This window comes from Pseudomonas sp. GZD-222, from assembly GCF_049310525.1.
In the GTDB taxonomy this organism is placed as follows: domain Bacteria; phylum Pseudomonadota; class Gammaproteobacteria; order Pseudomonadales; family Pseudomonadaceae; genus Aquipseudomonas.
The window spans coordinates 190,299-214,358 of record NZ_JBMOWO010000053.1; the positions used below are offsets into that span (position 1 = coordinate 190,299).

General features: G+C 61.6%; 19 protein-coding genes and 1 pseudogene. 10 read left to right on the forward strand and 10 right to left on the reverse strand.

All coding sequences use genetic code 11. The features are described from left to right. The first annotated feature begins 150 nt into the window (after nt 1-150). The gene (locus ACO6VD_RS09825; protein WP_422418661.1) at nt 151-765 is read left to right on the forward strand and encodes a response regulator; all 615 of its coding nucleotides are present in this window, start codon (nt 151-153) and stop codon (nt 763-765) included. A 7-nt stretch (nt 766-772) separates the two neighbouring features. Beyond that, on the forward strand, nt 773-4,054 hold the full coding sequence (locus ACO6VD_RS09830) for a transporter substrate-binding domain-containing protein (RefSeq protein WP_422418662.1): 3,282 nt from the start codon (nt 773-775) through the stop codon (nt 4,052-4,054). A gap of 3 nt (nt 4,055-4,057) precedes the next feature. Here ACO6VD_RS09830 and ACO6VD_RS09835 read toward each other — a convergent pair whose 3' ends face one another. The 3 genes and pseudogenes from ACO6VD_RS09835 to ACO6VD_RS09845 all read right to left on the reverse strand — a co-directional run bounded on the left by ACO6VD_RS09835 (nt 4,058) and on the right by ACO6VD_RS09845 (nt 6,497). Next, nucleotides 4,058-4,552: a methyl-accepting chemotaxis protein gene (locus ACO6VD_RS09835; RefSeq protein ID WP_400174118.1), complete on the reverse strand. Its 495-nt coding sequence runs from the start codon at nt 4,550-4,552 to the stop codon at nt 4,058-4,060. A gap of 42 nt (nt 4,553-4,594) precedes the next feature. After that, nucleotides 4,595-5,377: pseudogene (locus tag ACO6VD_RS09840) on the reverse strand (PAS domain-containing protein); the annotation flags it as partial. Nucleotides 5,378-5,477: 100 nt separating this feature from the next. Continuing rightward, the gene (locus ACO6VD_RS09845) at nt 5,478-6,497 is read right to left on the reverse strand and encodes a LacI family DNA-binding transcriptional regulator (protein ID WP_422418663.1); all 1,020 of its coding nucleotides are present in this window, start codon (nt 6,495-6,497) and stop codon (nt 5,478-5,480) included. Between the two features lie 206 nt (nt 6,498-6,703). On the opposite strand from ACO6VD_RS09845, the gene ACO6VD_RS09850 reads away from it, so the two are divergent. Together ACO6VD_RS09850 and ACO6VD_RS09855 are read left to right on the forward strand one after the other, a co-directional pair. After that, nucleotides 6,704-7,243: a gluconokinase gene (locus tag ACO6VD_RS09850; protein WP_400174116.1), complete on the forward strand. Its 540-nt coding sequence runs from the start codon at nt 6,704-6,706 to the stop codon at nt 7,241-7,243. Nucleotides 7,244-7,341: 98 nt separating this feature from the next. Then, nucleotides 7,342-8,694 carry a GntP family permease gene (locus ACO6VD_RS09855; RefSeq protein ID WP_400174117.1) on the forward strand — a complete coding sequence of 451 codons (1,353 nt, stop codon included), beginning with the start codon at nt 7,342-7,344 and terminating at the stop codon, nt 8,692-8,694. Nucleotides 8,695-8,771: 77 nt separating this feature from the next. On the opposite strand, the gene yiaY is transcribed toward ACO6VD_RS09855, so the two are convergent. From yiaY to ACO6VD_RS09870, 3 genes are all read right to left on the reverse strand, one after another. Further along, nucleotides 8,772-9,920 (reverse strand): L-threonine dehydrogenase, encoded by a 1,149-nt coding sequence (yiaY, locus tag ACO6VD_RS09860; protein ID WP_422418665.1) that lies wholly within the window; start codon nt 9,918-9,920, stop codon nt 8,772-8,774. A gap of 82 nt (nt 9,921-10,002) precedes the next feature. After that, the gene (ilvA, locus tag ACO6VD_RS09865) at nt 10,003-11,565 is read right to left on the reverse strand and encodes a threonine ammonia-lyase, biosynthetic (RefSeq protein ID WP_422418667.1); all 1,563 of its coding nucleotides are present in this window, start codon (nt 11,563-11,565) and stop codon (nt 10,003-10,005) included. A gap of 179 nt (nt 11,566-11,744) precedes the next feature. After that, nucleotides 11,745-12,173, reverse strand: coding sequence for a PACE efflux transporter (locus ACO6VD_RS09870; protein ID WP_400174275.1), 429 nt, complete (start codon nt 12,171-12,173; stop codon nt 11,745-11,747). A 97-nt stretch (nt 12,174-12,270) separates the two neighbouring features. Between ACO6VD_RS09870 and ACO6VD_RS09875 the strand changes: the two genes are divergently transcribed. The 3 genes from ACO6VD_RS09875 to ACO6VD_RS09885 all read left to right on the forward strand — a co-directional run bounded on the left by ACO6VD_RS09875 (nt 12,271) and on the right by ACO6VD_RS09885 (nt 15,630). Continuing rightward, nucleotides 12,271-13,140, forward strand: coding sequence for a LysR substrate-binding domain-containing protein (locus ACO6VD_RS09875; protein WP_422418668.1), 870 nt, complete (start codon nt 12,271-12,273; stop codon nt 13,138-13,140). Nucleotides 13,141-13,295: 155 nt separating this feature from the next. Next, complete coding sequence (gene wecB, locus ACO6VD_RS09880; RefSeq protein WP_422418669.1) at nt 13,296-14,450, forward strand: non-hydrolyzing UDP-N-acetylglucosamine 2-epimerase; 1,155 nt, start codon at nt 13,296-13,298, stop codon at nt 14,448-14,450. A gap of 97 nt (nt 14,451-14,547) precedes the next feature. After that, entirely contained in the window at nt 14,548-15,630 is a 1,083-nt protein-coding gene (locus tag ACO6VD_RS09885; RefSeq protein ID WP_422418670.1) for a diguanylate cyclase, read from the forward strand. 42 nt (nt 15,631-15,672) lie between these two features. On the opposite strand, the gene ACO6VD_RS09890 is transcribed toward ACO6VD_RS09885, so the two are convergent. Both ACO6VD_RS09890 and ACO6VD_RS09895 read right to left on the reverse strand, forming a co-directional pair. Then, nucleotides 15,673-16,971, reverse strand: coding sequence for an ATP-binding protein (locus ACO6VD_RS09890; protein WP_422418671.1), 1,299 nt, complete (start codon nt 16,969-16,971; stop codon nt 15,673-15,675). A gap of 6 nt (nt 16,972-16,977) precedes the next feature. Continuing rightward, nucleotides 16,978-17,679, reverse strand: a complete 702-nt coding sequence (locus ACO6VD_RS09895; protein ID WP_400173683.1) for a response regulator — start codon at nt 17,677-17,679, stop codon at nt 16,978-16,980. 157 nt (nt 17,680-17,836) lie between these two features. Between ACO6VD_RS09895 and ACO6VD_RS09900 the strand changes: the two genes are divergently transcribed. The 3 genes from ACO6VD_RS09900 (at nt 17,837) to mobA (ending at nt 22,792) form a co-directional block, all read left to right on the forward strand. Next, nucleotides 17,837-19,015 carry an efflux RND transporter periplasmic adaptor subunit gene (locus ACO6VD_RS09900; protein ID WP_422418673.1) on the forward strand — a complete coding sequence of 393 codons (1,179 nt, stop codon included), beginning with the start codon at nt 17,837-17,839 and terminating at the stop codon, nt 19,013-19,015. A gap of 11 nt (nt 19,016-19,026) precedes the next feature. After that, a complete protein-coding gene (locus ACO6VD_RS09905; protein ID WP_422418674.1) occupies nt 19,027-22,155 on the forward strand; it encodes a multidrug efflux RND transporter permease subunit in 3,129 nt (1,042 codons plus the stop codon). A gap of 61 nt (nt 22,156-22,216) precedes the next feature. After that, complete coding sequence (gene mobA / locus ACO6VD_RS09910; RefSeq protein ID WP_422418675.1) at nt 22,217-22,792, forward strand: molybdenum cofactor guanylyltransferase MobA; 576 nt, start codon at nt 22,217-22,219, stop codon at nt 22,790-22,792. Nucleotides 22,793-22,836: 44 nt separating this feature from the next. Here mobA and ACO6VD_RS09915 read toward each other — a convergent pair whose 3' ends face one another. Beyond that, nucleotides 22,837-23,265, reverse strand: coding sequence for a MarR family winged helix-turn-helix transcriptional regulator (locus ACO6VD_RS09915; RefSeq protein ID WP_422418676.1), 429 nt, complete (start codon nt 23,263-23,265; stop codon nt 22,837-22,839). Between the two features lie 108 nt (nt 23,266-23,373). Continuing rightward, a complete protein-coding gene (gene rpe, locus ACO6VD_RS09920) occupies nt 23,374-24,057 on the reverse strand; it encodes a ribulose-phosphate 3-epimerase (protein WP_422418678.1) in 684 nt (227 codons plus the stop codon). Nucleotides 24,058-24,060: the final 3 nt, after the last annotated feature.

The window sequence follows — 24,060 nt, forward strand, 5'->3', positions numbered from 1 at the left end:
TCAAATACAGCTGATTAATTCAACACCGCTATACTCCCCGTACTATCGTTCCTTGATTCGACGTATCGTTGGCGCCCTTCCGGCCCCGGCCAGAGCCGCCCTCCTGAATGATTCGGGAATTTGCTTACATACTCGACAAGGAGCTGAACATTGACCTCTGTGTTGATCGTTGATGACCACGCCACCGTCCGCTTGGCCGTGCGCGTGCTGCTTGAGCGCGCCCTCTTCACCGTCATTGGTGAAGCCGCCAACGGTGAAGATGCCGCGCGGATGGCCCGGGAGCTACGCCCGGATGTGGTGGTACTCGACATCGGACTGCCAGGCATTGATGGCCTGAACGTGCTCAAGCGCCTGCAACTGCTCGAACCTGCTCCGCCACGGGTAATGGTGCTTACCGGCCAACCCGCCAGTCTGTTTGCCCGACGCTGCCTTGAGGCTGGCGCCTCGGCATTCATGCGCAAGGACGAAGATCTCGAAGCCTTGCTGGCCGCATTCAAAGCCATGCTCAAGGGCTATTCGATCTTTCCTGACCTGCCGACACAGCACGGTCCTGTGCTTACCGAACAGCAGCGCCTGGATAAACTCTCCGATCAGGAAATAGCGGTGCTGCGCCTGCTGGCAGACGGGCTGTCGAATAACGATATCGCCGACAGCATGCACCTCAGTGCCAAAACCGTCAGCACCTACAAGACCCGGATCATGGAAAAACTGGACTTGGGTTCATTCGTGGAAATGCTCGACTTGTGGCGTCGACATTCATTCTGAGCCCATCATGAATCTGTTCGAGCGCGTGCTTTGGGGTTGCCTGCTAAGTCTGCAGGCACTCCCAGCCCTTGCCATCGACGTTGGTGAACCTCGCCAGTTACTGGCCCGCTCGGTCAGCAGCAGCGCGGCATTGACACTGTCGGCGCAGGACAGTGCCTGGCTGAAAAACAAGCATCACCTGCTGCTCGGCACCACCGCGCCGGATTACCCGCCTTTCGATATCAATGTCAGCAACAGCGACTACGAAGGCTTGACCGCCGACTATGCCGGTCTGATCAGTGAGCTGCTCGGTATCCCGATCACAGTTCGGCGTTTTGCCGATCGGGCCCAGGCCATTGCTGCGCTGCATGCCGGGAAGATCGACCTGCTGGGCAGCTCGAATGCCTTCGAGGCCGCTGATGCACAGCTGGTGCTCAGCCATTCGTATACCGACGATCAACCGGTGATTGCGATCGGCTCGGGTAAATCCCTGGGGATCAACCCAAGGCTTGAAGGGCTGCGCCTGGCCATGGTCGATCATTACCTGCCTGGACCGCTGGTGGCTGAACTTTACCCGCAAGCCAAACTTCAGCTTTACAACTCCAGCCTGGCCGGCCTCTCGGCCGTGTCACTGGGGCAAGCTGACGTCTTTCTCGGCGATGCGGTTAGCAGTGACTACCTGATCACCCGTGTCTACCGGGACAGTGTGCAGATCGAGCATTTCATCAAGAACCTGCGGGGTACCTTTGCCTTTGCCGTATCGCGTAACAACCCGACCTTGTTGCGCCTGGTCGATCAGGCGCTGGACCGTATCGGTGACAACGACCGATTGAACATCCTGCGGCGCTGGACCAGCGGCAGTACCCGGGTGCTGCTCGATCGCAGCAGCTTGAGCCTGAGCGCCGCTGAGCGTACCTGGATCGCACAACATCCACTGCTGCGTGTGGCGATCAACAAGTACTTCGCCCCTTTGACCTTTTATGATGACGACCATCAGTTTCGTGGCATCACTGCTGATGTCCTTGACCAGATCAGTCTGAGGACCGGTCTGAAGTTCGAGGCCCATGTCGTCGATTCAGTGGCGCAGATCATCCAGCAGGTCGAGCAAGGCAAAGCCGATATCGCCGGTGTGCTGCCGCCCACCCCGGGACGTGAAGCCACCTTGCGTTTCACTCGCCCCTACCTGATCACGCCGCGCGTACTGGTCACCCGCACCGCCAACCACACCCTGCACAGTGCCGAGGATCTGAAGGATAAACGCCTGGCGTTGATACGCGACTTCGTCCCGATCGAGTCCGAGCTGCGTCAGCGCTTCCCCCAGACCACGCTGGTAGCGGTAGATGACCCGCTGTCGCTGATGGAGCAAGTGGCACAGGGCAAGGTGGATGCGGCGTTGAGTTCACAGATCAACGCCAGCTATTTCGTCAACCGCATGTTCAAAGACCGTTTGCAGATCGCTTCGGTATACGGCGATCAACCCGGCGTTGCCGCCTTTGCCGTAGCCCGCGATGCGACACTGTTGCACTCGATCCTCGACAAAGCCCTGCTCAGCATCCCCCCTGATGAGATGACCGAACTGACCGGTCGCTGGCGCACCAATGCGCTGATCAGCGATAGCCTCTGGTACAACTACCGCGGGCTCATCCTGCAGATCCTGCTTTGCGCTGGCGTGCTGATTGGGGCTGCGATCATCTGGAACCGCTACCTGCGCAAGCTGATCCGGCAACGCAGCGAAGCCGAGCAGGCGCTGCAACTTGAACTGGTCTTCAGCAAGCGTCTGCTCGAAGAACTACGCCTGGCCAAGGAGCAGGCCGAAGACGCCAGTCGCGCGAAGAGTACCTTCCTGGCAACCATGAGCCATGAAATCCGTACGCCGATGAACGCCGTCATCGGCCTGCTTGAACTGGCCGTCAAGGACGCAGAACACGGACGTGCCGACCGCGCCTCGCTACAAGTGGCGTTTGAATCGGCCAATGGCATGCTGGAACTGATTGGCGACATTCTCGATATTGTTCGCATCGAATCCGGGCACATGGCCCTGACGCCGCAGCCGACCGACTTGCATGCACTGATCACTTCCATTGTCCGCGTGTTCGAAGGCAATGCCAGGCTCAAAGGGCTGCGGCTCGAAACCGACTTGCAGGCAACTGAAAGCTTGGTCGCTGTCGATGCCTTGCGCCTGAAACAGATCCTCTCCAACCTGGTGAGCAATGCGATCAAGTTCACCGAGCGCGGCAGTGTCAAGGTCAGTCTGCGCTTGGAGGACAGCCAGCCCGGTCATTTGCGGGTCGTGCTTGGGGTGGAAGACAGTGGCATCGGTATCAGCACCGAAGACCAGCAACGACTGTTCCAGCATTTTACCCAGGTCGGCGAGCACACCGCCCGCCAGGGCACTGGCCTGGGCTTGATGATCAGCCGTAACCTGTGTGAGCTGATGGGCGGGCAATTGACCTTGCGCAGCGCCCCGCAACAGGGCACCCGTGTCGATGTCTCGCTGACCTTGCCCCGGGCCGAAGCTGCCACCGACGCCAGCCCGCAGGTAACAGGCACGCCGATGCCGGCGCAGTCGATTCTGGTCGTGGACGACTACCCCGCCAACCTGATGCTCCTGGAACGTCAGCTGACCGTGCTCGGCCATCGAGTCAGTCAGGCCAGCGATGCACAGCAGGCCCTGGCGCTGTGGCAACAGCAGGTGTTTGATACGGTGATCACCGACTGCTACATGCCTGGCATGGACGGCCATCAGTTGACACGTCGGATCCGCAACCTGGAACGTCAGTTGCAGCGCCCCGCCTGCCTGATTCTCGGCCTGACCGCCAATGCCCAGGCGCAAGAGCGCGAGCGTTGCCTGGCCAGCGGCATGAATGATTGCCTGTTCAAGCCGATCGGCCTGGCTGAACTACGCCGTCACCTGCTCGCCAGGAACACGCCATCCGTGCACGCGCAGACCGTCGAAGATGATGAGCATGCCAGCGGTTTCGACATTGATAACCTGCAGTATCTGACCTTGGGTGACCCCGGCTTGATCCGCAGGTTGATAGGCGAACTGGCGCGTAGCAACCACGAAGACCTCAAGGCCCTGCGCGCCCTTGGCCCGCAGCCTTCACGCGCAGCCCTGCGCAACCTGGCCCACCGGATCAAAGGTGGGGCCAAGATGCTCAAGGCGCGCGGCGTCGTGCGCAATTGCGAAGCGTTGGAGCAGGCCAGTCTCGGCAATGCCTCGAACGAGCAGCTCAAGGTCATGCTCGATAGCCTGGAGCAGAGCTTGCTGACCCTGGAAAAACAACTGGCCCAACCGACGACGCCATAACGGTTAGTGCAACTGCAAGGTCGAATTGATCTGACTGATGGCATCGACCACATGCCGGGAGCCCTGCTGGATTTCCAGGATCACTTCCCCGGCCTCGTTGGCCAGCTCCACGCCGATCCCGGTCTGACTCAGGCTTGATTGCATGCTCGCGACAGCGGTCAACGACAGGTCGTGGTTCTGACGTACCACCTCGACAATTTCCAGGGTCGCCTTGCTGGTGCGCGCGGCCAGGTTGCGCACTTCATCGGCCACTACTGCAAAACCGCGGCCGTGTTCACCAGCCCGCGCCGCCTCGATGGCCGCGTTGAGGGCCAGCAGGTTGGTCTGGTCGGCAATGCCACGAATGGTCTGCACGATCTGCCCGATCAGTTCCGACTGTTTGCTCACCGCGTCGATACTGCGCGCGGCGGCATTGAGGTTCTGGGAAATCTCCTCGATCACCTGCACGGTCTGCTGCACCACCTGAGAGCCTTTGCGCGCGCAAGCATCGTTTTGCACCGAGGTGGCATGTGCAGCCTCGGCGGCCGTCTGCTGGGTGCTGACCTGGGAGGTGATATCACTGGCGAACTTGACCACTTTGTATAGCCGGCCCCGGGTGTCGAAGATCGGGTTATAGGAGGCCTCCAGGTAGACCATCTGCCCCAGTTTGTTCACCCGTTCAAAGCGGTGCGAGTGGTACTCGCCGCGATTGAGCGAGGCCCAGAAGGCCTTGTAGCTGGCCGACTCGCTTTCGCTCTTGTGGCAGAACAGGCTGTGATGCTGGCCGACAATCTCTTCATGGCGGTAGCGCATGGTGTCGAGGAAGTTCTGGTTGGCCTTGATCACCTTGCCGTCCGGGCTGAACTCGATCATCGCCATGGAGCGGCTGATGGCCTTGATCAGGCTTTCGCTCTCATGCTCGTCACGCACCCGGCGGGTGATGTCGGAGGCGACTTTGATGACGCTGGTGACTTGCTGTTGTGGTCCGAACACCGGCATGTAGCTGGCCTCAAGCCAGAGTTCGCGACCTTGTTGATCAATTCGGGCGAAGGTACCGCTTTGTGGCTCACCGCGGGCCAGATCGCGCCACAAGCGTCGGTAGTCTTCACTGTTGGCGTAGTCAGGCTCGCAGAAAATCCGGTGGTGCTTGCCGCGGATCTGCTCGAGGCTGTAGCCCATGGCCCTGCAGAAGTTGTCGTTGGCTTCAAGAATGACGCCGTCCGGGCTGAACTCAATCATCGCCATGGAGCGGCTGATAGCGGCCAGTTTTGCATTCATACCGGCCAAAACCCGGTTGCATTGCTCAATTTCGACTAAATCGGACTTGCGATGAAAATCGAACATCGTACTGCCCTCTACGCCCAGGTTTTGCTGAGCATAGATCGACTCCGACGCCGTGCAAGCACTTTGATATTGCCCCGCCCATCAAGGGGGGGACCAGGTTTCAGCTACTTTCGCGGACCACCAGCTCAAAACCCAGGTCCTGGTTGTGCACCGTGCCACGCTTGCCATCAAGCAAGCCCAGCAAGGCCTGCGCAGCACACCGACCAATGGCAGCGCGCGGGGTGCGAATCGAGGTCAGGCGCGGGACCATGTGTGCCGAAGCCGGAAGATCGTTGAAACCGACCATGGCGACCTGCTCTGGCACCTTTATCCCCAAACGCAACGCTTCAAGCGTCGCCCCTTGGGCCAGGTCGTCGTTGCAGAAGAAAATGCCGTCAACATCGCCGTGTTCTGCAAGCAGTTGCCTGAACAACTCGCCGCCAAGGCCGATGGACGACGGTTGTGGCGACAACACCTGCAGCTCACTGGCATAGCGCCCGGCTGCGACCAGCGCCTGGCGAAAGCCTTCGGCTCGCTGCATCACCCGCGGGTCGAGCTGCGCGGCGATAAAGCCCAGGCGCTGGCAACCGCGTTCGAGCAAATGCTGCGCCGCCGCCGCACCGGCCTGATGCTGGGAAAAACCCACCGACATGCCCTGCTCCTGCACGCCCAGCTCCATCATGTGCACGCAGGGCACGCCACTGGCCGTGAGCATCTGCTTGGCGGCGTCACTGCGGTCGAAACCGGTGAGCAGCATGCCGCGCGGCTGGTAGGCGAGATAATTGCGAATCAGGTTTTCTTCTTCGGCGATATCGTAGTGATAGTTGCCGATCAATACCTCAAGGCCACGGGGGCGCATGATCTCGTGGACGGCCTCCAGGGTCTCGATGAACAACTGGTTGGACAGCGACGGAATCAGCACCACGATCGACTCGCTCTGCGCCGATGCCAGCGCCCGGGCAGCGGGGTTGGCGACATAGCCCAGCGTGGTTGCCGCGACCTTGACCTTCTCGACCAGCTCCGGGGCCACCGTGCTGACACCGCGCAAGGCACGCGAAGCGGTAATCGGGGAAACCCCGGAAAGCCTGGCGACTTCAGCCAGGGTGGGACGACCGGTAGTACGGGAGCCGATGCGGGTCATGGGGAATTGTATTTTCGACTTGCAAAGAATGGGGAACGGGCACTAAGGTAGCGCTGTCTCAGAACACAGGCAATGCATAACTGCAGGTGACCTGAAATGAGCATCCAGACTGCTGAATACAAGATCAATAACATCTGGGTGAGAAGCGCCCGAGCCAAGCTTTTCCCGGCTCAAGACAGCGCTATCTTGCCTTGCAGGAGGTACCGATGAACCCACCCCTATCCGCGATCGTGGTCATGGGCGTAGCAGGCTGCGGCAAGAGCTACGTCGGTGCCGCCATTGCCGGCTTGAGCGGCGGTCGCCTGATCGAAGGCGATGATTTCCACCCTGCTGCCAATATCGAAAAGATGAGTGCCGGCATTCCCCTGGACGATGACGACCGCGCCGGTTGGCTGATCCGCCTGGGTGAAGAGATGCAAGCCACCCTCATATCCGGCGAACGCCCGATCCTGACCTGTTCAGCGCTGAAAAAGCGCTACCGCGACGCCTTGCGTCATGCCGTTCCCGACCTCGGTTTTGTCTTCCTCGACCTCAGCCCTGAAGAAGCCAGCCGCCGCGTGCGTGCCCGCCCCGGGCATTTCATGCCGGCCAGCCTGATCGACAGCCAGTTCGCCGCCCTCGAACGCCCCAACGGCGAAGCCCTCACCTTGCCCCTGGACGCGACAATGCCGGTCGACAAACTGGCGGTGCAGGTCGATCTGTGGCTAAAGCCCTGCGGTGAACCGGTGCTGGCGCGAACGGCCTGATTCAGGCGGTTTTCCGGCTCACCAAAGATAGCGCTATCCCAACCCGTAAATGCTGCAAATGCTCCGCCCACAACAATGACAAGATGAGGCACTGAACCATGTTTGGTTTGGCAACTGATACCTACCTGCTACTCGATGCGGTGGTCACCATCATCGGCCTGGTGCTGCTGATTACCCACTTCAAGGTCCACCCTTTTGTCGCATTGACCCTGGCCGCCGGTTTTCTCGGCCTGACCTCGGGCATGCCGGTGGCCAAGGTGATGAAATCCTTCCAGGACGGCTTTGGTGGCGTGCTTGGGTTTGTCGGTATTGTCCTGGCCCTGGGGACCATGCTCGGCAAGCTGATGGCCGATTCCGGCGGGGCCGACCAGATTGCGCAAACCTTGATCCGTGCCTTTGGCAAAGAAAAAGTGCACTGGGCAATGATGTTCGCCGCATTCCTGGTGGGCATTCCGCTGTTCTTCGAGATCGGCTTTGTGCTGTTGATCCCGCTGGTGTTCATCGTCGCCCGCCGCTCCGGGGTGTCGTTGATCAAGATCGGTATTCCGCTGCTGGCCGGGCTGTCGGTGGTGCATGGCCTGGTACCGCCGCATCCGGGCCCGCTGCTGGCCATCGGTATCTTCAACGCCGACATCGGCAAAACCATTTTCTACGGCCTGATCGTCGCCTTGCCCACCGCGATCATTGCCGGTCCGTTGTATGGCAATTTCATCTCCCGCTACATTCCAGGGACACCGTCCCAGGAACTGATGGACCAGATCGCCCGCGAATCCGAGCAGAAGAACCTGCCCAGCTTCAGCGTGACCCTGATCACCGTGCTGTTGCCGGTGTTCCTCATGCTGCTGAAAACCTTCGCGGATGTGGTGCTGCCAGCTGAACACATCGTGCGCCAATGGATGGATCTGATCGGCCACCCGATCACTGCCCTGCTCGCCGCATTGTTGCTGGCCTTCTACACCTTTGGTGCCGCCCGCGGCTTCTCGCGCCAGCAGATCATGAAACTGCTCGACCAGAGCCTGGCACCCACCGCCGCGATCATATTGATTGTCGGTGCGGGGGGCGGTTTCAAGCAGATGCTGGTGGACACGGGCGTGGGTAATGTAATCGGCCAGATGGCCGTGCAGGCGCAGATTTCGCCGATCATGCTGGCCTGGCTGGTAGCGGCGGTGATTCGCATCGCCACCGGGTCGGCAACGGTGGCGACCATTACCGGTGCCGGCATCGTGGCACCGGTGATCGGCATGATGCCGGGGGTCAACCGTGAGTTGCTGGTGCTGGCGACGGGCGCGGGATCGTTGATTCTGTCGCACGTCAACGACGCCGGTTTCTGGTTGGTGAAGCAGTATTTCAACATGACCGTGGCCGAGACCTTCAAGACCTGGAGCATGATGGAGACCATCCTGTCGGTGGTCGGCATCATCTTTATCATGCTGTTGTCGTTGGTGGTCTGAAGGCCATATCGCGGGGCAAGCCCGCTCCCACAGGAATTTTCCGAGGCCGGTGGGAGCGGGCTTGCCCCGCGATGCTGTTAAAAGGCAGCCTTGAAGATGCCCTCAATCTCTTCCTGACTGGCCACCCGCGGGTTGGTCAGCCCGCAGGCATCCTTCAGCGCATTGCTGGCCAAGGTCGGTACATCCGCTTCTTTCGCGCCTAGCACCGCCAACCCGGCCGGGATATCAATGTCCCGCGACAGTTTTTCGATCGCTGCAATCGCTGCGTCGCTACCCTGCTCCGCCGTCATCGCGGACACCTCCACGCCCATGGCCTTGGCGACATCACGCAACCGCGCAGCACTGACCTTGGCATTGAAGCGCTGCACATGAGGCAGCAGCACCGCGTTGCACACACCATGAGGCAGGTCGTAGAAACCACCCAGCTGGTGAGCCATGGCATGCACATAACCCAGCGAGGCATTGTTGAAGGCCATGCCGGCGAGGAACTGGGCATAGGCCATGCTCTCCCGCGCCTGCAGGTCGCTGCCTTCGGCCACGGCCTGACGCAGGTTTGCACTGATCAGCTCGATGGCTTTAATGGCACAGGCATCGGTAATCGGTGTAGCCGCGGTGGACACATAGGCCTCGATGGCGTGGGTCAGGGCATCCATCCCGGTCGCAGCGGTCAAGCCTTTGGGCATGGCCGCCATCAATGCCGGGTCGTTGACCGACAGCAAGGGCGTGACGTTACGGTCGACGATGGCCATTTTCACGTGGCGCGCTTCGTCAGTGATGATGCAGAAACGGGTCATTTCACTGGCCGTACCGGCCGTGGTGTTGATCGCAATCAGCGGTAGCTGCGGCTTGGCCGAGCGGTCGACCCCCTCGTAGTCGCTGATATGCCCGCCGTTGGTCGCACACAGGGCGATACCCTTGGCGCAGTCATGGGGTGAACCGCCGCCCAGGGACACCACACAATCGCAACGTTCGCGCTGCAACTGCGCCAGGCCTTGCTCGACGTTGGCGATACTGGGGTTGGGTTTGGCGCCGTCGAAGATCGACGAGTCGATGTCGCGCATCGCCAGCAGTTCGGCAATACGCTCGGCCACGCCAGCCTTGGCCAGGCCGCTGTCAGTAACAATCAGCGCCTTGCGTAATCCGTAGCCGGCGATGGCTGCCATCGCTTCGTCGAGGCAGTCGATGCCCATGATGTTGACGGCGGGGATGAAGAACGTGCTGCTCATGGCGAAACCCTCGTGCAATATTCCATTGCCTTCAGGATCCGCCTCTGTGCCCTGCCCCGTGTTGATCTGGGGCAAACCTTGCTTAGCCGAGGAACAGCCGATAGGCAGGGTTGTCGGTTTCATCCCAGTAGCGATAACCCATGCCATCAAGAGCCGCAGGCAAGCCGGCCTGTTCTTCTGCCGGCACCTCTAGCGCCGCGAACACCCGTGCTTCCGCCGCGCCATGATTGCGGTAGTGGAACAGGCTGATGTTCCAGCGCTTGCCCAGCCGCTCCAGAAAGCCCAGCAACGCCCCCGGACGCTCCGGGAATTCAAAGCGCAACACCCGCTCATCCGCCCCCGGCCCTGCGTGCCCGCCAACGGTGTGGCGCACGTGCAGCTTGGCCAGTTCGTTGTCAGTCAGGTCGAGCACGCTGTAGCCCTGCGCGCGCAAGCTGGCCAGCAACTGATCACGCGGATCGTGCTGCGGGTGGGTCTGCACGCCGACAAACAAGCGGGCTTCCTTGCCTGGGTAATAGCGATAGTTGAATTCGGTGATCTGGCGTTTGCCCAAGGCCTGGCAAAAGGCGCGGAAACTGCCGGGCTGCTCCGGGATGGTTACGGCGATGATCGCTTCGCGCTGCTCGCCCAGCTCGGCGCGCTCGGCGACATGACGCAGGCGATCGAAGTTGACGTTAGCTCCCGAGTCGATCGCTACCAGGGTCTGGCCCTGGGCGTGCTCACGGGCGACATACTTCTTGATTCCGGCGACGGCCAAGGCCCCGGACGGCTCGGTGATCGAACGGGTGTCGTCGTAGATGTCCTTGATCGCCGCGCAGAGCTCGTCGTTGCTGACGGTGATCACCTCGTCGACATAGTGCCGGCACACCTCAAAGCAATGCGCACCGATCTGCGCCACCGCCACGCCTTCGGCGAAGCTGCCGACCTGGGCCAGCACCACCCGCTCACCGGCGAGCATGGCAGCCTGCAGGCAGTTGGAGTCTTGCGGCTCGACGCCGATGACTTTCACTTCAGGACGCAGGTATTTGACGTAGGCCGCGATACCGGCGATCAATCCGCCACCGCCCACCGGGACGAAGATTGCATCCAGTGCACCAGGCTGCTGGCGCAGGATTTCCATGGCCACCGTGCCTTGGCCGGCGATTACGTCCGGGTCGTCAAAGGGCGGGACGAAGGTTGCGCCTTCGCTGTCGGCCAGTTTCAAGGCATGGGCCAATGCATGAGGAAAACTATCGCCGTGTAGCACCACTTCACCGCCGCGCGAGCGCACGCCATTGACTTTCAGCTCCGGCGTCGTGGTCGGCATGACGATGGTTGCACGCATGCCCAACTCGCGGGCAGCCAGGGCCACGCCCTGGGCATGATTGCCAGCCGATGCAGTAATCACCCCGCGGGCGCGCTGGGCCGGGCTCAGACGGCTGAGTCGGGTATAGGCGCCGCGGATTTTGAACGAGAAGGTCGGTTGCAGGTCTTCACGTTTGAGCAGCACCTGGTTGCCCAGCGCCTCGGACAAGGCTGGCGCGTGTTGCAGGGGCGTCTCGATTGCCAGGTCGTACACTGGCGCCGCAAGAATGCGCCGCACGTAATCGGACAGCAGATTCAGCGACGCGGACGGTGTGCGAGGGTTAACGGCAAGGCTGGTCATCAGTGACTCCTGGTTTTTTTAAAGTGCCCAGGAGAGAGAGAAAGAACCCGCCTCCAGGGCGGGTTCGGTGCAAGTGCCAGCTAGCCCGCCAAAACGATAATGGCGGTAATAATGCTGCGCTGAGGCGACTGCAGGAATGTTTTCATACCGACGAAACTAGCGCAGGCCTACAGGCAAAGTCAAGCAGGCTCACGCGCCGATTCCGGTACATCGAACACCCGGTCAAAACCCCACTGGAAGACAAAGGCATACACGAAGAAGAACAGGAACAGCGCCATATTGGTCAACAGCGCCGCCCACAGGCTGATCTGCAGCCAGCCGGCGACTACCGGCAGGAGAATCAGCACCAGCCCGCCTTCGAAACCCAGGGCATGCAGGAAACGCCGCCACAGGGTCCGCCGGCGTTGCTGCTGGCGAGCCTCCCAATATTCGAAGGCCCAGTTGTAGAACATGTTCCAGGCCAGGGCCACAGCCGAGAGGATCAACGACAACACCGTGGAGTGCGCCATGTCGGCGTCGAAAGCCCAGGACAATGCCGGCGCGACGCAGATCACCGCGATGGTTTCATAGAGAATGGCCTGGACCACCTTGCGCGCCTTGCCTTGCATGATCGGCTCCGTTCGAGGAATGAGCTCCCACCCTAGCCGCGTTGAGGCGCCGGTTCAATTGAGCTAAATTGAGCCTCCCTCAATCAGGTTGAACGTCATGTTCGCCAAGCTGCCGCTGACTGCCCTGCGCACCTTTGAATCGGCGGCCCGCCTGGGTAGCTTCAAGGCTGCGGCCGATGAGTTGGCCGTAACCCCGGCGGCGATCTCGCACCAGATCAAGCGCCTGGAGTCACAGCTTGGCGTGCTGCTGTTTCAACGTGCTGCCCAGAGCGTGGTGCTCAGCGAAACCGGCGAACGCCTGTATCGCCAGGTGCATCAGAGTCTGGCCGACCTGCATCGCAGTCTCAACGACCTGCAACCACCCTGTGATCGCCAGCAACTGACGCTGACCACCACCGCCGCCTTTGCCAGCCTGTGGTTGATTCCGCGCCTGGGCGATTTTCACCGCCGCCATGCCGACATCCAGGTCCGCGTGCTGACCGGCAGCGAGGTGGTCGACCTGCAGCGCGACCACCGCTTCGACCTCGCCCTGCGCGCTGAATTCGCCCCTGACCCGGCGTTGCAGCGTTTGCCGCTGCTGACCGAGTACTTTTCCGTGTACACCCCGCCGGGCTGGCAGGAGCCGCCCGCAGATCAGCCCTTGGCGTTGCTGGAAGTGCCCTGGGTGTCGGTCAGCGGGGTGATCATCGACTGGTCGCGCTGGTGCGCCCTGGCCGGTTGCAGCGACTGGCTGCAACGCGCACGTTTTCATCACTACGACGATGAGCAGCATGCCTTACAGGCCGCTGCGGCAGGCTATGGGTTGGTACTGGCGAGCAACGTGCTGGTGGCCGAGAGTGTCAGGCAAGGCGTGCTGCAACCATGGCGCGAAGAGGTGCGCTTGCCAGCGGCGCAATACAGCGCGGTGTGGCTGCCGGGGCGTGAGCGCGAACCGGCGCTGCGGGCCTTCCTCGACTGGTTGTTGTAGGAGCGGATTCATCCGCGATGGGTCGCAGCGCGGCCCCATTTGCCGGGCCTGCTACGCAGTCCATCGCGGATGAATCCGCTCCTACACAGTCAGTGGACAACCCAGCCTTCTGCTGCTTGTATCTAAAGCCTACAGAACCGCAAAAGAGCAAGACAATGGCCTACATAGTCATGATGGTATTTGGCACACGTCCTGAGGCCATCAAGATGGCCCCGTTGGCGCAAATACTGCGCCTGTGGCCAAACATCGAGCTCAACATCTGCTCCACCGGCCAGCACCGCGAGATGCTCCAGCAAGTGCTCAGGGACTTTGGCCTGAGCGTGGATGAAGACCTGCGGGTGATGGCCCAAAATCAGACCCTCAACAGCCTGTCGCAGCAGTTGCTGACACAACTGGACGCCACCTACGCGCGCATCCAGCCAGACATTGTCCTGGTTCACGGCAGCACCACCACCAGCTTCATCGCCGCCCTCGCCGCCTTCCACCGGCAGATACCCATCGGTCACGTCGAAGCCGGTTTACGCTCCGGCAACCTCAAGGCGCCCTGGCCCGAAGAAGCCAACCGGCGCATGACTAGCGTGATGACTGACTTGCATTTCCCGCCCACCAACCGCGCCCGCGACAACCTGTTGCATGAAGGCGTGGCGCAGGAGCAGATCGAAGTTACCGGCAACACCGTCATCGATGCCTTGCTGTGGATGCGCGAACACTTGATCAAGAGTCGCTGGAAACCTGCCGCCGGCTCGCCACTGGCGCAGTTACGCGATGACCAGCGCCTGGTGCTGATCACCGGCCATCGCCGGGAGAACTTCGGTCAGGGCTTCGAGCGCATCTGCCTGGCGCTGGCGGAACTGGCCCTGCGTTACCCGGACGTACAGTTCGTCTACCCGGTGCACCTCAATCCGCAGGTGCAAAAAGCGGTGTACGCGGTACTCTCGCACCAGTCGAACATGTTCTTGCTGCCACCCCAGGACTACCAGCATTTCGTCTGGCTGATGGACCGCGCCTACCTGATCCTCACCGATTCCGGCGGAATCCAGGAAGAAGCCCCGGCCTTGGGTAAACCCCTGCTGGTATTGCGCAAAGTCACTGACCGGCACTCGGTGCTCGAAGGCGGCACGGTGAAACTGGTGGGCACCCAGACTGAACGCATCGTCAAGGAAACCAGCCTGCTGCTCGACGACCCCGTCGCCTACCAGAAGATGAGCCACGTATTCAGCCCCTATGGCGATGGCCATGCCAGCGAGCGGATTGCCGAACGCCTGAGCCGCTGGCTTGAGGAAACGCCCCGCGAGCCGGCTGAGTCATGAGTGCAACGATTATCGACGTTACCCCTGTGTAGCGGGCCTGCTAACCTTGAGCGGCAATGGAAGCACGATAAGAACTCATTGAATTCGCAAGGCCACCATGTACAAGACCATCGAACAACAGGTGCGCAGGAACGTCGCGCCGCCCGAGCTGCGCCGGGAATTCCGCCAGCATGATTTCGAAAGCCTGCACTCGTTCTGCCTGCTGATCTTCTGCGTCAGCATCGGCATCTGGCTGCTCTTCGACCTGATCGTCAGCTACCTGGGGCAGCAGGATTTCACCTGGAAATCGATGGCCTTCATCACCATCCTGGCGACCCTCACCATCATCCTCGCCTTCACCCGCAAGGCCGGGCATTTCGACATTCTCAACCTGGTGTTCATTGCCGTTATCACCCTGGCCATGCGTCTGGTAATTGAAGGCCTGCCCGTCGGATTGGAGCCGGCCTGGCTGATGCTCGGCGCTTCCAGCGTGTTATACAGCGTGTCGGTGTTACCCGTGCGACGCTGGTCATTTTTCGCCGCACTGGTGATCACCTGGATCAACCTGAACCCATTCCAGGTGCCAGGCATCCACATTTTCGAACTGCGCGGCATCATGTTCTTCTGCTATGCGGTATTCATCAACGGCCTGATCCTCTACACCTACCTGAAAATGCGCCGCGCCAAGCTGCACAACTTCTACATGTCCAAGGTGCTGCTGGAGCAGGCTTACATCGACGCGCTCACCGAGATCCCCAACCGCCGTTCATTCATGGCCAAGGCGCAGACCCGCCTGCAGGAAGGCGACGAGCACAGCCGCTACCTGGCGATGATCGATATCGACAACTTCAAGAAGGTCAACGACCAGTTCGGCCACGACATCGGTGATGTGGTGCTCAAACGTACCGCGGCCAACATCAAGGCGTCGATGACCGAGTTCGAGTACGCGCGCCTCGGTGGCGAGGAGTTCGTCATCTGCCTGTGGGGAGTCAGCCAGGAACTTGCCGAGCAGCGGGTCAATGCCCTGTGCCAAAGGGTGCGCGAAGACCTGACCGAACACCCGGTAACCATCAGCATCGGCCTGACCTGCATTGACCGCAACGATAACCTGAGCAATGCACTGACCAAGGCTGACGAAGCCTTGTACCAGGCCAAGCATGCGGGCAAGGATCGCTATGTGCTGTGGCAACAAGCCAGCTGAGCACTTGATTGATGTGGGCGTTGGCATCGCCGCGGTATCAGCTCACCCGCGCGGCAAACGAATCCTGAACTGCGCCCCGCCCAACGCCGACTGCGCCACCGTCAGCGTGCCGCCCTGCCCCTCGATTGCCCGCCGACTGATTGCCAGGCCCAGGCCAAAGCCGCCCGTGGCCCGGTCGCGGCTGCGATCCAGGCGGTAGAACGGCTGGAAGATCAGTTCACGCTGGTCATGGGGAATGCCGATGCCGTCATCTTCTACTGTCAGCAGGCAATGGCCTTCGGCGTCCAGGCTCAGGCGCAGCAACAGTTGCCGGTCGCAATAACGCATGGCATTGCGCACCAGGTTCTGCAGGGCCCGGGCCGTCAGGCGTGGGTCAAGGATAAAGCGCGGCAAGTTGTCGTCGGCTTGAACGTGCCATTCGATGCCGCGGCTATCCAGCTCTTCGGCAAAGCTGCCAAGGATACTGTCGACCAGTTCCAGCAACGACACCTCGACCCGTTCGCGCGCCTGATCGGCGTTCTGCAGACGGCTGTAGGACAGCAGCTCAAGCACCAGTTCGTCCAGTTCGCGCACGTGCCCGACCAGCTCCAGCAAACGCTTGCGACAATGCGGCGGAACTTCGTCGAACAGCAGCACCAGGCCAAAATCAAGCCGGGTCAGTGGCGTGCGCAACTCATGGGAAACGGCGTTGAGCAGTTCGCGTTGCTGGGTCAGTAGACGCTCGACATCCTGGGCCATGGTGTCGAACACTTCGGCCAGCTCGCCGATGTTCGAGCGCGCGGGAATCTGCGTACGCTCCGACAGCCGCCCCTGACCCAGGCTGCGCGCGGTTTCCTTGAGGCGCTCCAGGTCGCGCCAGTGCGGCCATACCCAGAGCAGCAGACAGCCGAGCAACGCGGCACCGATCAATACGGTGACACCCCAGGACAACAGGTTGATATCGAGGGGGTCTGGCGGGTTGCGCAGCTCTACCGCCCAGGTCGAGTCCAGAGGTGCCAGCGCCGACTTGTAATAGCCCCAATCCCCGAGGCGCACGACATTCTCGCCGGCTGCCAGGCGCGCCTTGTCGGCATGCGCCAGACCGATCTGATCTTGGCGCCGCAACTCGATTTCCAAGGGCGCAAAATCCGCCGCCAGTTCCCGCGCCACTTCCGGCCAGCGCTCGGCAGGCACCTGGTGGAAGCGTTCGACGATAAGCTTCTGCACACCTTTGGACTGATCGAGGTTGTAGGCGATGAAGCGCTCATGAAACGCACCGACAATCGCGTCAGGGATCAGCAGCAGTGCACCGGCGTACGCGGCGATGGTCACCAGGTACAGGCGAACGAGGATTTTCAGCATGCCGCGTCAGAACTCCCATTCCAGTCGGCTGAACAGATAACCCTTACCCCATACCGTCTTGATCTTGCGCGCCTCGCCGGCGCTGTCATCGAACTTACGGCGCAGCTTGGAAATGGCCACGTCCACCGAGCGGTCGGTGCCGTTGAACTCGATACCACGCAACTGTTGCAGGATACGGTCGCGACTGAGCACCTCGCCGGCATTGCGCGCCAGCACCACCAAGAGGTTGTATTCACCGCTGGACAGCTCGACCAGTTGCTCGCGCCAGAACACATTACGCTCTGCCAGGTCGATACGCAGGCCGCCAACCACGATCAGGTCGGTCTCCAGGCGCGGCTCGTTGATGCTGCTGCGGCGCAACAGGGTTCGTACCCTTGCCAGCAATACCCGAGGTTCGCACGGTTTGGTGACATAGTCATCGGCGCCCATCTCCAGCCCCAGCACCTGATCATGGCTGTCATCGCGGGCGGTCAGCATGAGGATCGGCAAAGACTGCGACTCGGCCCGCAACAAGCGGCAGACCTGCAGACCATCGAGGCCTGGCAGCATCAGGTCGAGAATCACCAGGTCCGGTTTGTTGCGCCGCGCCTCGGCCAGCACGTGGTCACCACGGGCAATTACCGTGACGCAGAAATCATTGCGCTGCAGGTAGCTGGCAATCAGTTCAGACAGGGCGCAGTCGTCTTCGACCAGGAGGATGTTCGGCATGGGCAGTTTGACAGGCAGGGAAAGTCAGGCAAGGATATAGGACCTTGCGCACAGCCAGCGCAACCCTTCACACTTTTTCACACTCGGCCTACACAGCTTAACAGTTGGACGTTGGCCTCCTGCCTTAGCATTGCCGGGTCATTTATGGAAGATCCGCATGTTCAGTTCAAGCCCCGTCCGTCTACGCGCCCTGCTGGCGCTATTGGTCATTCCCCTGTTCCTGAGTGGTTGCAATGACAGCAGCCCTGAGGCAGAACAGGCCCCCGCCAGCACCGTCAGTATCGAGACCGTAAAAGTCCAGCCGCTGGCCATCAGCACCGAGCTCAATGGCCGCATCCTCGCTCCACGCGTCGCCGAGGTTCGCGCCCGTGTCGCCGGCGTGGTGCTCAAGCGTGTGTATCGCGAAGGCAGCGACGTCAAACAAGGCGATGTGCTGTTCCGCATCGATCCTGCGCCGTTCCAGGCCGACTATGACAGCGCCCGTGCGACCCTGGCCAAAGCCGAGGCAACCCGCTACCAGGCGCGCCTGCAGGATGAGCGCTACCGCGAACTGATCACCATCAATGCCGTCAGCCGCCAGGATCACGACAACGCCCGTGCCGCACTGATGCAGGCCGATGCCGCTGTCGCCGAAGCCAAGGCCGCGCTGGAACGGGCAAAACTGAACCTCGGTTACGCCACCGTCACTGCGCCGATTTCCGGGCGTATCGGCCGCGCCCTGGTGACTGAAGGAGCCCTGGTCGGCCAGAACGAAAGCACGCCACTGGCGACCATCCAGCAACTGGACCCGATCCATGCCGACGTCACCCAGTCGACCCGTGAGCTCACTGCTCTGCGTCGTGCCCTGCGTGCCGGCGAGCTGCAACAGGTTGGCCAGGACCAGGCCAGCGCCACCTTGATCCAGGACGACGGCACACCGTATCCATTGCCAGGCAAGCTGCTGTTTTCCGACATCAGTGTCGATCCAAGCACCGGGCAGATCACCCTGCGCAGTGAGTTCCCCAACCCTGATCTGGACCTTTTGCCGGGCAGTTTCATTCGCGTGCGCCTGGAACAAGCCATCCAGCCACAGGGCATCAGCGTGCCACAACGCGCCATCCTGCGTGACAGCGCTGGCAAGCCGCGGGTGTTGCTGGTCGACGCCGAGCAGCGCATCAGCGCCCGCCCGGTGGTACTGGGCAGTGCGCAAAACGACCGCTGGATCGTCAGCGAAGGCCTGGCCCCCGGCGATCGGGTAGTGGTCGAAGGTTTGCAGCACGTCAATCCGGGCGACCACGTACAGGTCGACAACGCCGGCAAGCAAGCGCCTTCCATCGTTCAGACCACCGGCCAGTGAGGGCCTGATTCATGCCGCAGTTTTTCATTGACCGCCCGGTGTTCGCCTGGGTGGTCGCGCTGTTCATCCTGCTCGCCGGTGCCCTGGCGATTCCGCAGTTGCCGGTGGCGCAGTACCCCGACGTAGCCCCACCGCAGGTCGAGATCTATGCCGTCTACCCGGGCGCTTCGGCGCAGACCATCGACGAAAGTGTGGTCAGCCTGATCGAAGAGGAGCTCAACGGCGCCGACAACCTGCTCTACTTCGCCTCCCAGAGCAGCCTGGGCAGTGCCACCATTACCGCGACCTTCGAGCCGGGCACCAACCCTGACCTGGCCCAGGTCGATGTGCAGAACCGCCTGAAGGTGGTTGAGTCGCGTCTGCCGCGTCCAGTGACCCAGCAGGGCCTGCAGGTGGAGAAGGTGTCCACCGGTTTCCTCCTGCTGGTGACGCTGACCGCCGAGGACGGCAACCTCGATGAAGTGACGTTGAGCGACTTTCTCGCGCGCAACGTGATGAACGAGATCCGCCGCCTCAAGGGTGTCGGCAAGGCCCAGCTGTATGGCTCCGAGCGGGCCATGCGGATCTGGCTCGACCCGCAGAAGCTGATCGGCTTCAACCTCACCCCCGACGACGTCAACGAAGCCATTGCCGCCCAGAACGCCCAGGTCGCCCCCGGCAGCATTGGCGATCTGCCCGGTACCGGCACCCAGGAAATCACCGCCAACGTGGTGATCAAGGGTCAGCTGAGCACGGTGCAAGAGTTTTCCGACATTGTGCTGCGCGCCAACCCGGACGGTTCGCGGGTGACCATCGGTGATGTCGCCCGGGTCGAGATCGGCAGTCAGGAGTACCAGTACGGCACTCGCCTCAACGGCAAGCCGACCAGCGCCTTCAGCGTGCAGCTGGCACCGGGTGCCAATGCCATGGAGACCGCGACCCTGGTCAGCGCCAAGCTCGAGGAACTGACACGCTTCCTGCCGCCAGGCGCCAAGTTCGACATCCCTTACGACACCTCGCCGTTCGTCAAGGTCTCGATCCAGCAAGTGATCACCACCCTGCTTGAAGCCATGGCCCTGGTGTTTGCGGTGATGTTTCTGTTCCTGCAGAACATCCGCTACACCCTGATCCCGACCCTGGTGGTGCCGGTTGCGTTGATGGGCACCTTCGCGGTGATGCTGGCGTTTGGTTTCTCGGTCAACGTGCTGACGCTGTTCGGCATGGTGTTGGCCATCGGCATCCTGGTCGACGACGCCATCGTGGTGGTGGAGAACGTCGAACGGATCATGAGTGAAGAAGGCCTGTCACCGCGGGACGCGACGAAAAAAGCCATGGGCCAGATCAGCGGCGCTATCGTCGGCATTACCCTGGTGCTGGTGGCGGTGTTCCTGCCCATGGCTTTCATGAAAGGCTCGGTAGGGGTTATCTACCAGCAGTTCTCGGTGTCCATGGCAGTGTCGATCCTGTTCTCGGCATTCCTCGCCCTGAGCCTGACCCCGGCCCTGTGCGCCACCCTGCTCAAGCCGATCGCCAAGGGTGAGCACCATGAAAAACGGGGCTTCTTCGGCTGGTTCAACCGCCGCTTCGAAAGCCTGACCAATGGCTACCAGCGCTGGGTCATCCAGGCCCTCAAGCGCAGCGGCCGCTACCTGGCGGTGTACCTGCTGCTGGTGGCCGGGTTGGTGTACGGCTTCAGCCAACTGCCCTCCTCGTTCCTGCCCACCGAAGACCAGGGCTACACAATCACCGACATCCAGCTGCCGCCAGGCGCCAGCCGGGCGCGCACCGAAGCGGTGGCGGCGCAGATCGAGGCGCACAACGCCACGGAACCGGGGGTGGGTAACAGTACGCTGATTCTCGGCTTCAGTTTCTCCGGTAATGGCCAGAACGCTGCACTGGCGTTCACCACGCTCAAGGACTGGTCCGAACGCGGCGCCGACGACAGTGCGCAGTCGATAGCCGACCGCGCCAACGCGGCCTTCAGCCAGCTCAAAGATGCCATCGCTTATTCGGTACTGCCGCCACCGGTGGACGGCCTCGGCACCTCCAGCGGCTTCGAGTTCCGTCTGCAGGATCGCGGCGGCCTCGGGCATGCAGCGTTGATGGCTGCGCGCGACCAGTTGCTGGCCAATGCCGAGAAGAGTCCGGTGCTGGTCAACGTGCGCGAAAGTGCCCTGGCGGAAAGCCCGCAAGTGCAGCTTGAGGTGGACCGCAAGCAGGCCAACGCTCTGGGCGTGTCGTTTGCCGATATCGGTAATGTGCTCAACACTGCGGTGGGCTCCAACTACGTCAACGACTTCCCCAACCAGGGTCGTATGCAGCGCGTGGTGGTGCAGGCCGAAGGCGACCAGCGCGCCCAGGTGGAAGACCTGCTGAAGATTCATGTGCGCAACAGCAGCGGCAAGATGGTTCCGCTGTCGGCCTTTGTGCAAGCCAAGTGGGTCACCGGCCCCGTGCAACTGACCCGCTACAACGGTTACCCGGCAATTGCGGTGTCGGGCGAACCGGCTGCCGGCTACAGTTCGGGTCAGGCGATGGAAGAGGTCCAGCGCCTGGTTGACCAGTTGCCAGCGGGGATGGGCCTGGAATGGACCGGCCTGTCGTTGCAGGAGCGCCTGTCCGGTGCACAGGCACCGATGCTGATGGCGCTATCGCTGCTGGTGGTGTTCCTGTGCCTGGCAGCGTTGTACGAGAGCTGGTCGATTCCGACCTCGGTGCTGCTGGTGGTGCCGTTGGGTGTGCTGGGCGCGGTGATTGCCGTGAGCTTGCGCGGCATGCCCAACGATGTGTTCTTCAAGGTCGGCCTGATCACCCTGATCGGCCTCTCGGCGAAGAACGCGATTCTGATCATCGAGTTCGCCAAAAGTCTGGTCGATGAAGGCCATGACCTGGTCGACGCCACTGTGCAGGCCGCACGCCTGCGTTTGCGCCCGATTGTCATGACCTCGCTGGCATTCATCCTCGGTGTGGTGCCCCTGGCCATTGCCAGCGGTGCCAGCTCGGCGAGCCAGCAGGCCATCGGTACCGGGGTAATCGGCGGCATGCTCAGTGCCACCTTGGCGGTAGTGTTCGTGCCGGTGTTCTTCGTCGTGGTCATGCGCCTGACCGGTAAGCGCCGGGCACAGGCACAACAACAGCCAGCGGTGGCCGACGAGCACTGATCTGGACAGAGGGCGGCGTGCGTGGGAAGGTAACCGGCTGACACTGCCAGGAACCGTACCGATGCCCGCCGCCACTCCCCCCTGCTCCATTCTTCTTCTGGCCGGCGGTCGCGGCCAGCGCATGGGCGGCCAGGACAAGGGCCTGCTGCCCTGGCAGGGCAAGCCACTGATTGCCCACATCGAGGCTGTAGTACGGCCCCTGACCGATGACCTGATCATTTCCTGCAACCGCAACCAGGACCAGTACCGGCCGTATGCCGATCAACTGGTCGGCGATGCCCAGGCGGACTTCCCCGGGCCGTTGGCGGGCGTGTTGGCCGGCCTTGCCGTGGCACGTCATCCGTGGATGCTGGTGCTGGCCTGTGATGCACCATTGATCGACAGCGCGCTGATTGTTGATTTGCTCAATCAGGCCAACGACCAGGGGCAACCGGCGATGATTCGCCAGGGTGGCTACTGGCAGCCGATGTTCAGCCTGATTCCGTGCGCCTTGCGCGCTGACCTTGAGCAGGCCTGGGACCAGGGTGACCGGGGCATTCAGCGGGCATTGCTCAAGCACCCGGTGCGGGCGCTGGAGTATGCCGAGGATGACCGGCGCTTGAGCAACTTCAATACGCCGGATTTTCTGCAGCGCTGATCCGGGCCCTATCGCGGCGACCCGACTTGCCCCGCGATCCGCGGTTAGCGCAGCCGCGAGCGAATTCGCTGGCAGACACTCAGCACCTGCGCCACCTCACCCTCGGCAAGGTCGATCTTGCAGGCCATGCTGTTGAACACCTTGGCCGCTTCGGCCTTGAGTTCGCGGCCCTTGTCGGTCAGCAGCACATTGCGCCGCCGGCGGTCGGCCGGATCAAGGTAGACGGTTATAAAGCCGCTATCGGCCAGGCGCCTGACAATCGGCGTCAAGGTGCCCAGGTCGAACAGGGTCAGTTCACTCAAGGCGCTGATCGAGACATCGTCTTTACCCCACAAGCCGGCCATCACCAGCAATTGCGGATAGGTAATGCCACGCTGTTTCAGAGGCTCGGCATAGTCGCGCACCATGGCGTTGGCGGTCGAGTACAGCGAGAAGCACAGCATCTTGTCGAAGTCGAAGGTCGGGTCAAGCATGCCCATCTCCCCTGACCCGACTGAACGGCTGCAAGGTGGTTTCGGTTTTATTGTGCAAGGACAGGTAACTCATGCTGGATTCGCGAGAATCGTGGTTAAGGCCACTTATCAGTTGTGGTTGCTCACAGCGTCGGCAATCGTGCGACGCAAGGCCCAAATCGTGTCGCGGTAGTCGTGCTGGGCAAATATTGCCGTACCGGCAACGAACATGTCCGCGCCTGCTGCTGCAACCTGACCGATGGTGTCCAGATTGACCCCACCGTCCACCTCCAGGCGGATGTTGCGACCGCTGTCATCGATCAGCTTGCGCGCTGCGGCAATCTTGGGCAACACCTGCGGGATGAAACGCTGGCCGCCAAAGCCCGGGTTGACCGACATCAGCAGGATCAGGTCAAGCCGGTCGAGCAGGTAGTGCGCGGCCTCCAGGGTACTGGCCGGGTTGAACACCAGGCCCGCCTTGCAACCCAGGTCCTTGATCAGTTGCACCGAACGATCAAGGTGCAGGGTCGCCTCGGGATGGATCGAAATGTAATCGGCACCCGCCTCGGCGAACGCCTGGATCATGCTGTCGACCGGCGACACCATCAGGTGCACATCGATCGGTGCCGTAATACCGTAACTGCGCAGCGCCTTGCAGAACTGCGGGCCCATGGTCAGGTTGGGCACATAGTGGTTATCCATCACATCGATATGGATGACATCGGCACCGGCAGCCAGTACCTGTACGGCTTCCTCGCCCAAGCGGGCGAAATCGGCCGCCAGTATCGACGGGGCAATCCAGAACTCTTTCACGTG

Bases quoted from the DNA above. Each gene is read 5' to 3' on its own strand.
- ACO6VD_RS09830 (WP_422418662.1), top strand. From the start codon at position 773: ATGAATCTGTTCGAGCGCGTGCTTTGGGGTTGCCTGCTAAGTCTGCAG.
- ACO6VD_RS09845 (WP_422418663.1), bottom strand. From the start codon at position 6,497: ATGACCCGCATCGGCTCCCGTACTACCGGTCGTCCCACCCTGGCTGAA.
- ACO6VD_RS09850 (WP_400174116.1), top strand. From the start codon at position 6,704: ATGAACCCACCCCTATCCGCGATCGTGGTCATGGGCGTAGCAGGCTGC.
- ACO6VD_RS09855 (WP_400174117.1), top strand. From the start codon at position 7,342: ATGTTTGGTTTGGCAACTGATACCTACCTGCTACTCGATGCGGTGGTC.
- yiaY (WP_422418665.1), bottom strand. From the start codon at position 9,920: ATGAGCAGCACGTTCTTCATCCCCGCCGTCAACATCATGGGCATCGAC.
- ilvA (WP_422418667.1), bottom strand. From the start codon at position 11,565: ATGACCAGCCTTGCCGTTAACCCTCGCACACCGTCCGCGTCGCTGAAT.
- ACO6VD_RS09870 (WP_400174275.1), bottom strand. From the start codon at position 12,173: ATGCAAGGCAAGGCGCGCAAGGTGGTCCAGGCCATTCTCTATGAAACC.
- ACO6VD_RS09875 (WP_422418668.1), top strand. From the start codon at position 12,271: ATGTTCGCCAAGCTGCCGCTGACTGCCCTGCGCACCTTTGAATCGGCG.
- wecB (WP_422418669.1), top strand. From the start codon at position 13,296: ATGGCCTACATAGTCATGATGGTATTTGGCACACGTCCTGAGGCCATC.
- ACO6VD_RS09885 (WP_422418670.1), top strand. From the start codon at position 14,548: ATGTACAAGACCATCGAACAACAGGTGCGCAGGAACGTCGCGCCGCCC.
- ACO6VD_RS09890 (WP_422418671.1), bottom strand. From the start codon at position 16,971: ATGCTGAAAATCCTCGTTCGCCTGTACCTGGTGACCATCGCCGCGTAC.
- ACO6VD_RS09895 (WP_400173683.1), bottom strand. From the start codon at position 17,679: ATGCCGAACATCCTCCTGGTCGAAGACGACTGCGCCCTGTCTGAACTG.
- ACO6VD_RS09900 (WP_422418673.1), top strand. From the start codon at position 17,837: ATGTTCAGTTCAAGCCCCGTCCGTCTACGCGCCCTGCTGGCGCTATTG.
- ACO6VD_RS09905 (WP_422418674.1), top strand. From the start codon at position 19,027: ATGCCGCAGTTTTTCATTGACCGCCCGGTGTTCGCCTGGGTGGTCGCG.
- mobA (WP_422418675.1), top strand. From the start codon at position 22,217: ATGCCCGCCGCCACTCCCCCCTGCTCCATTCTTCTTCTGGCCGGCGGT.
- ACO6VD_RS09915 (WP_422418676.1), bottom strand. From the start codon at position 23,265: ATGCTTGACCCGACCTTCGACTTCGACAAGATGCTGTGCTTCTCGCTG.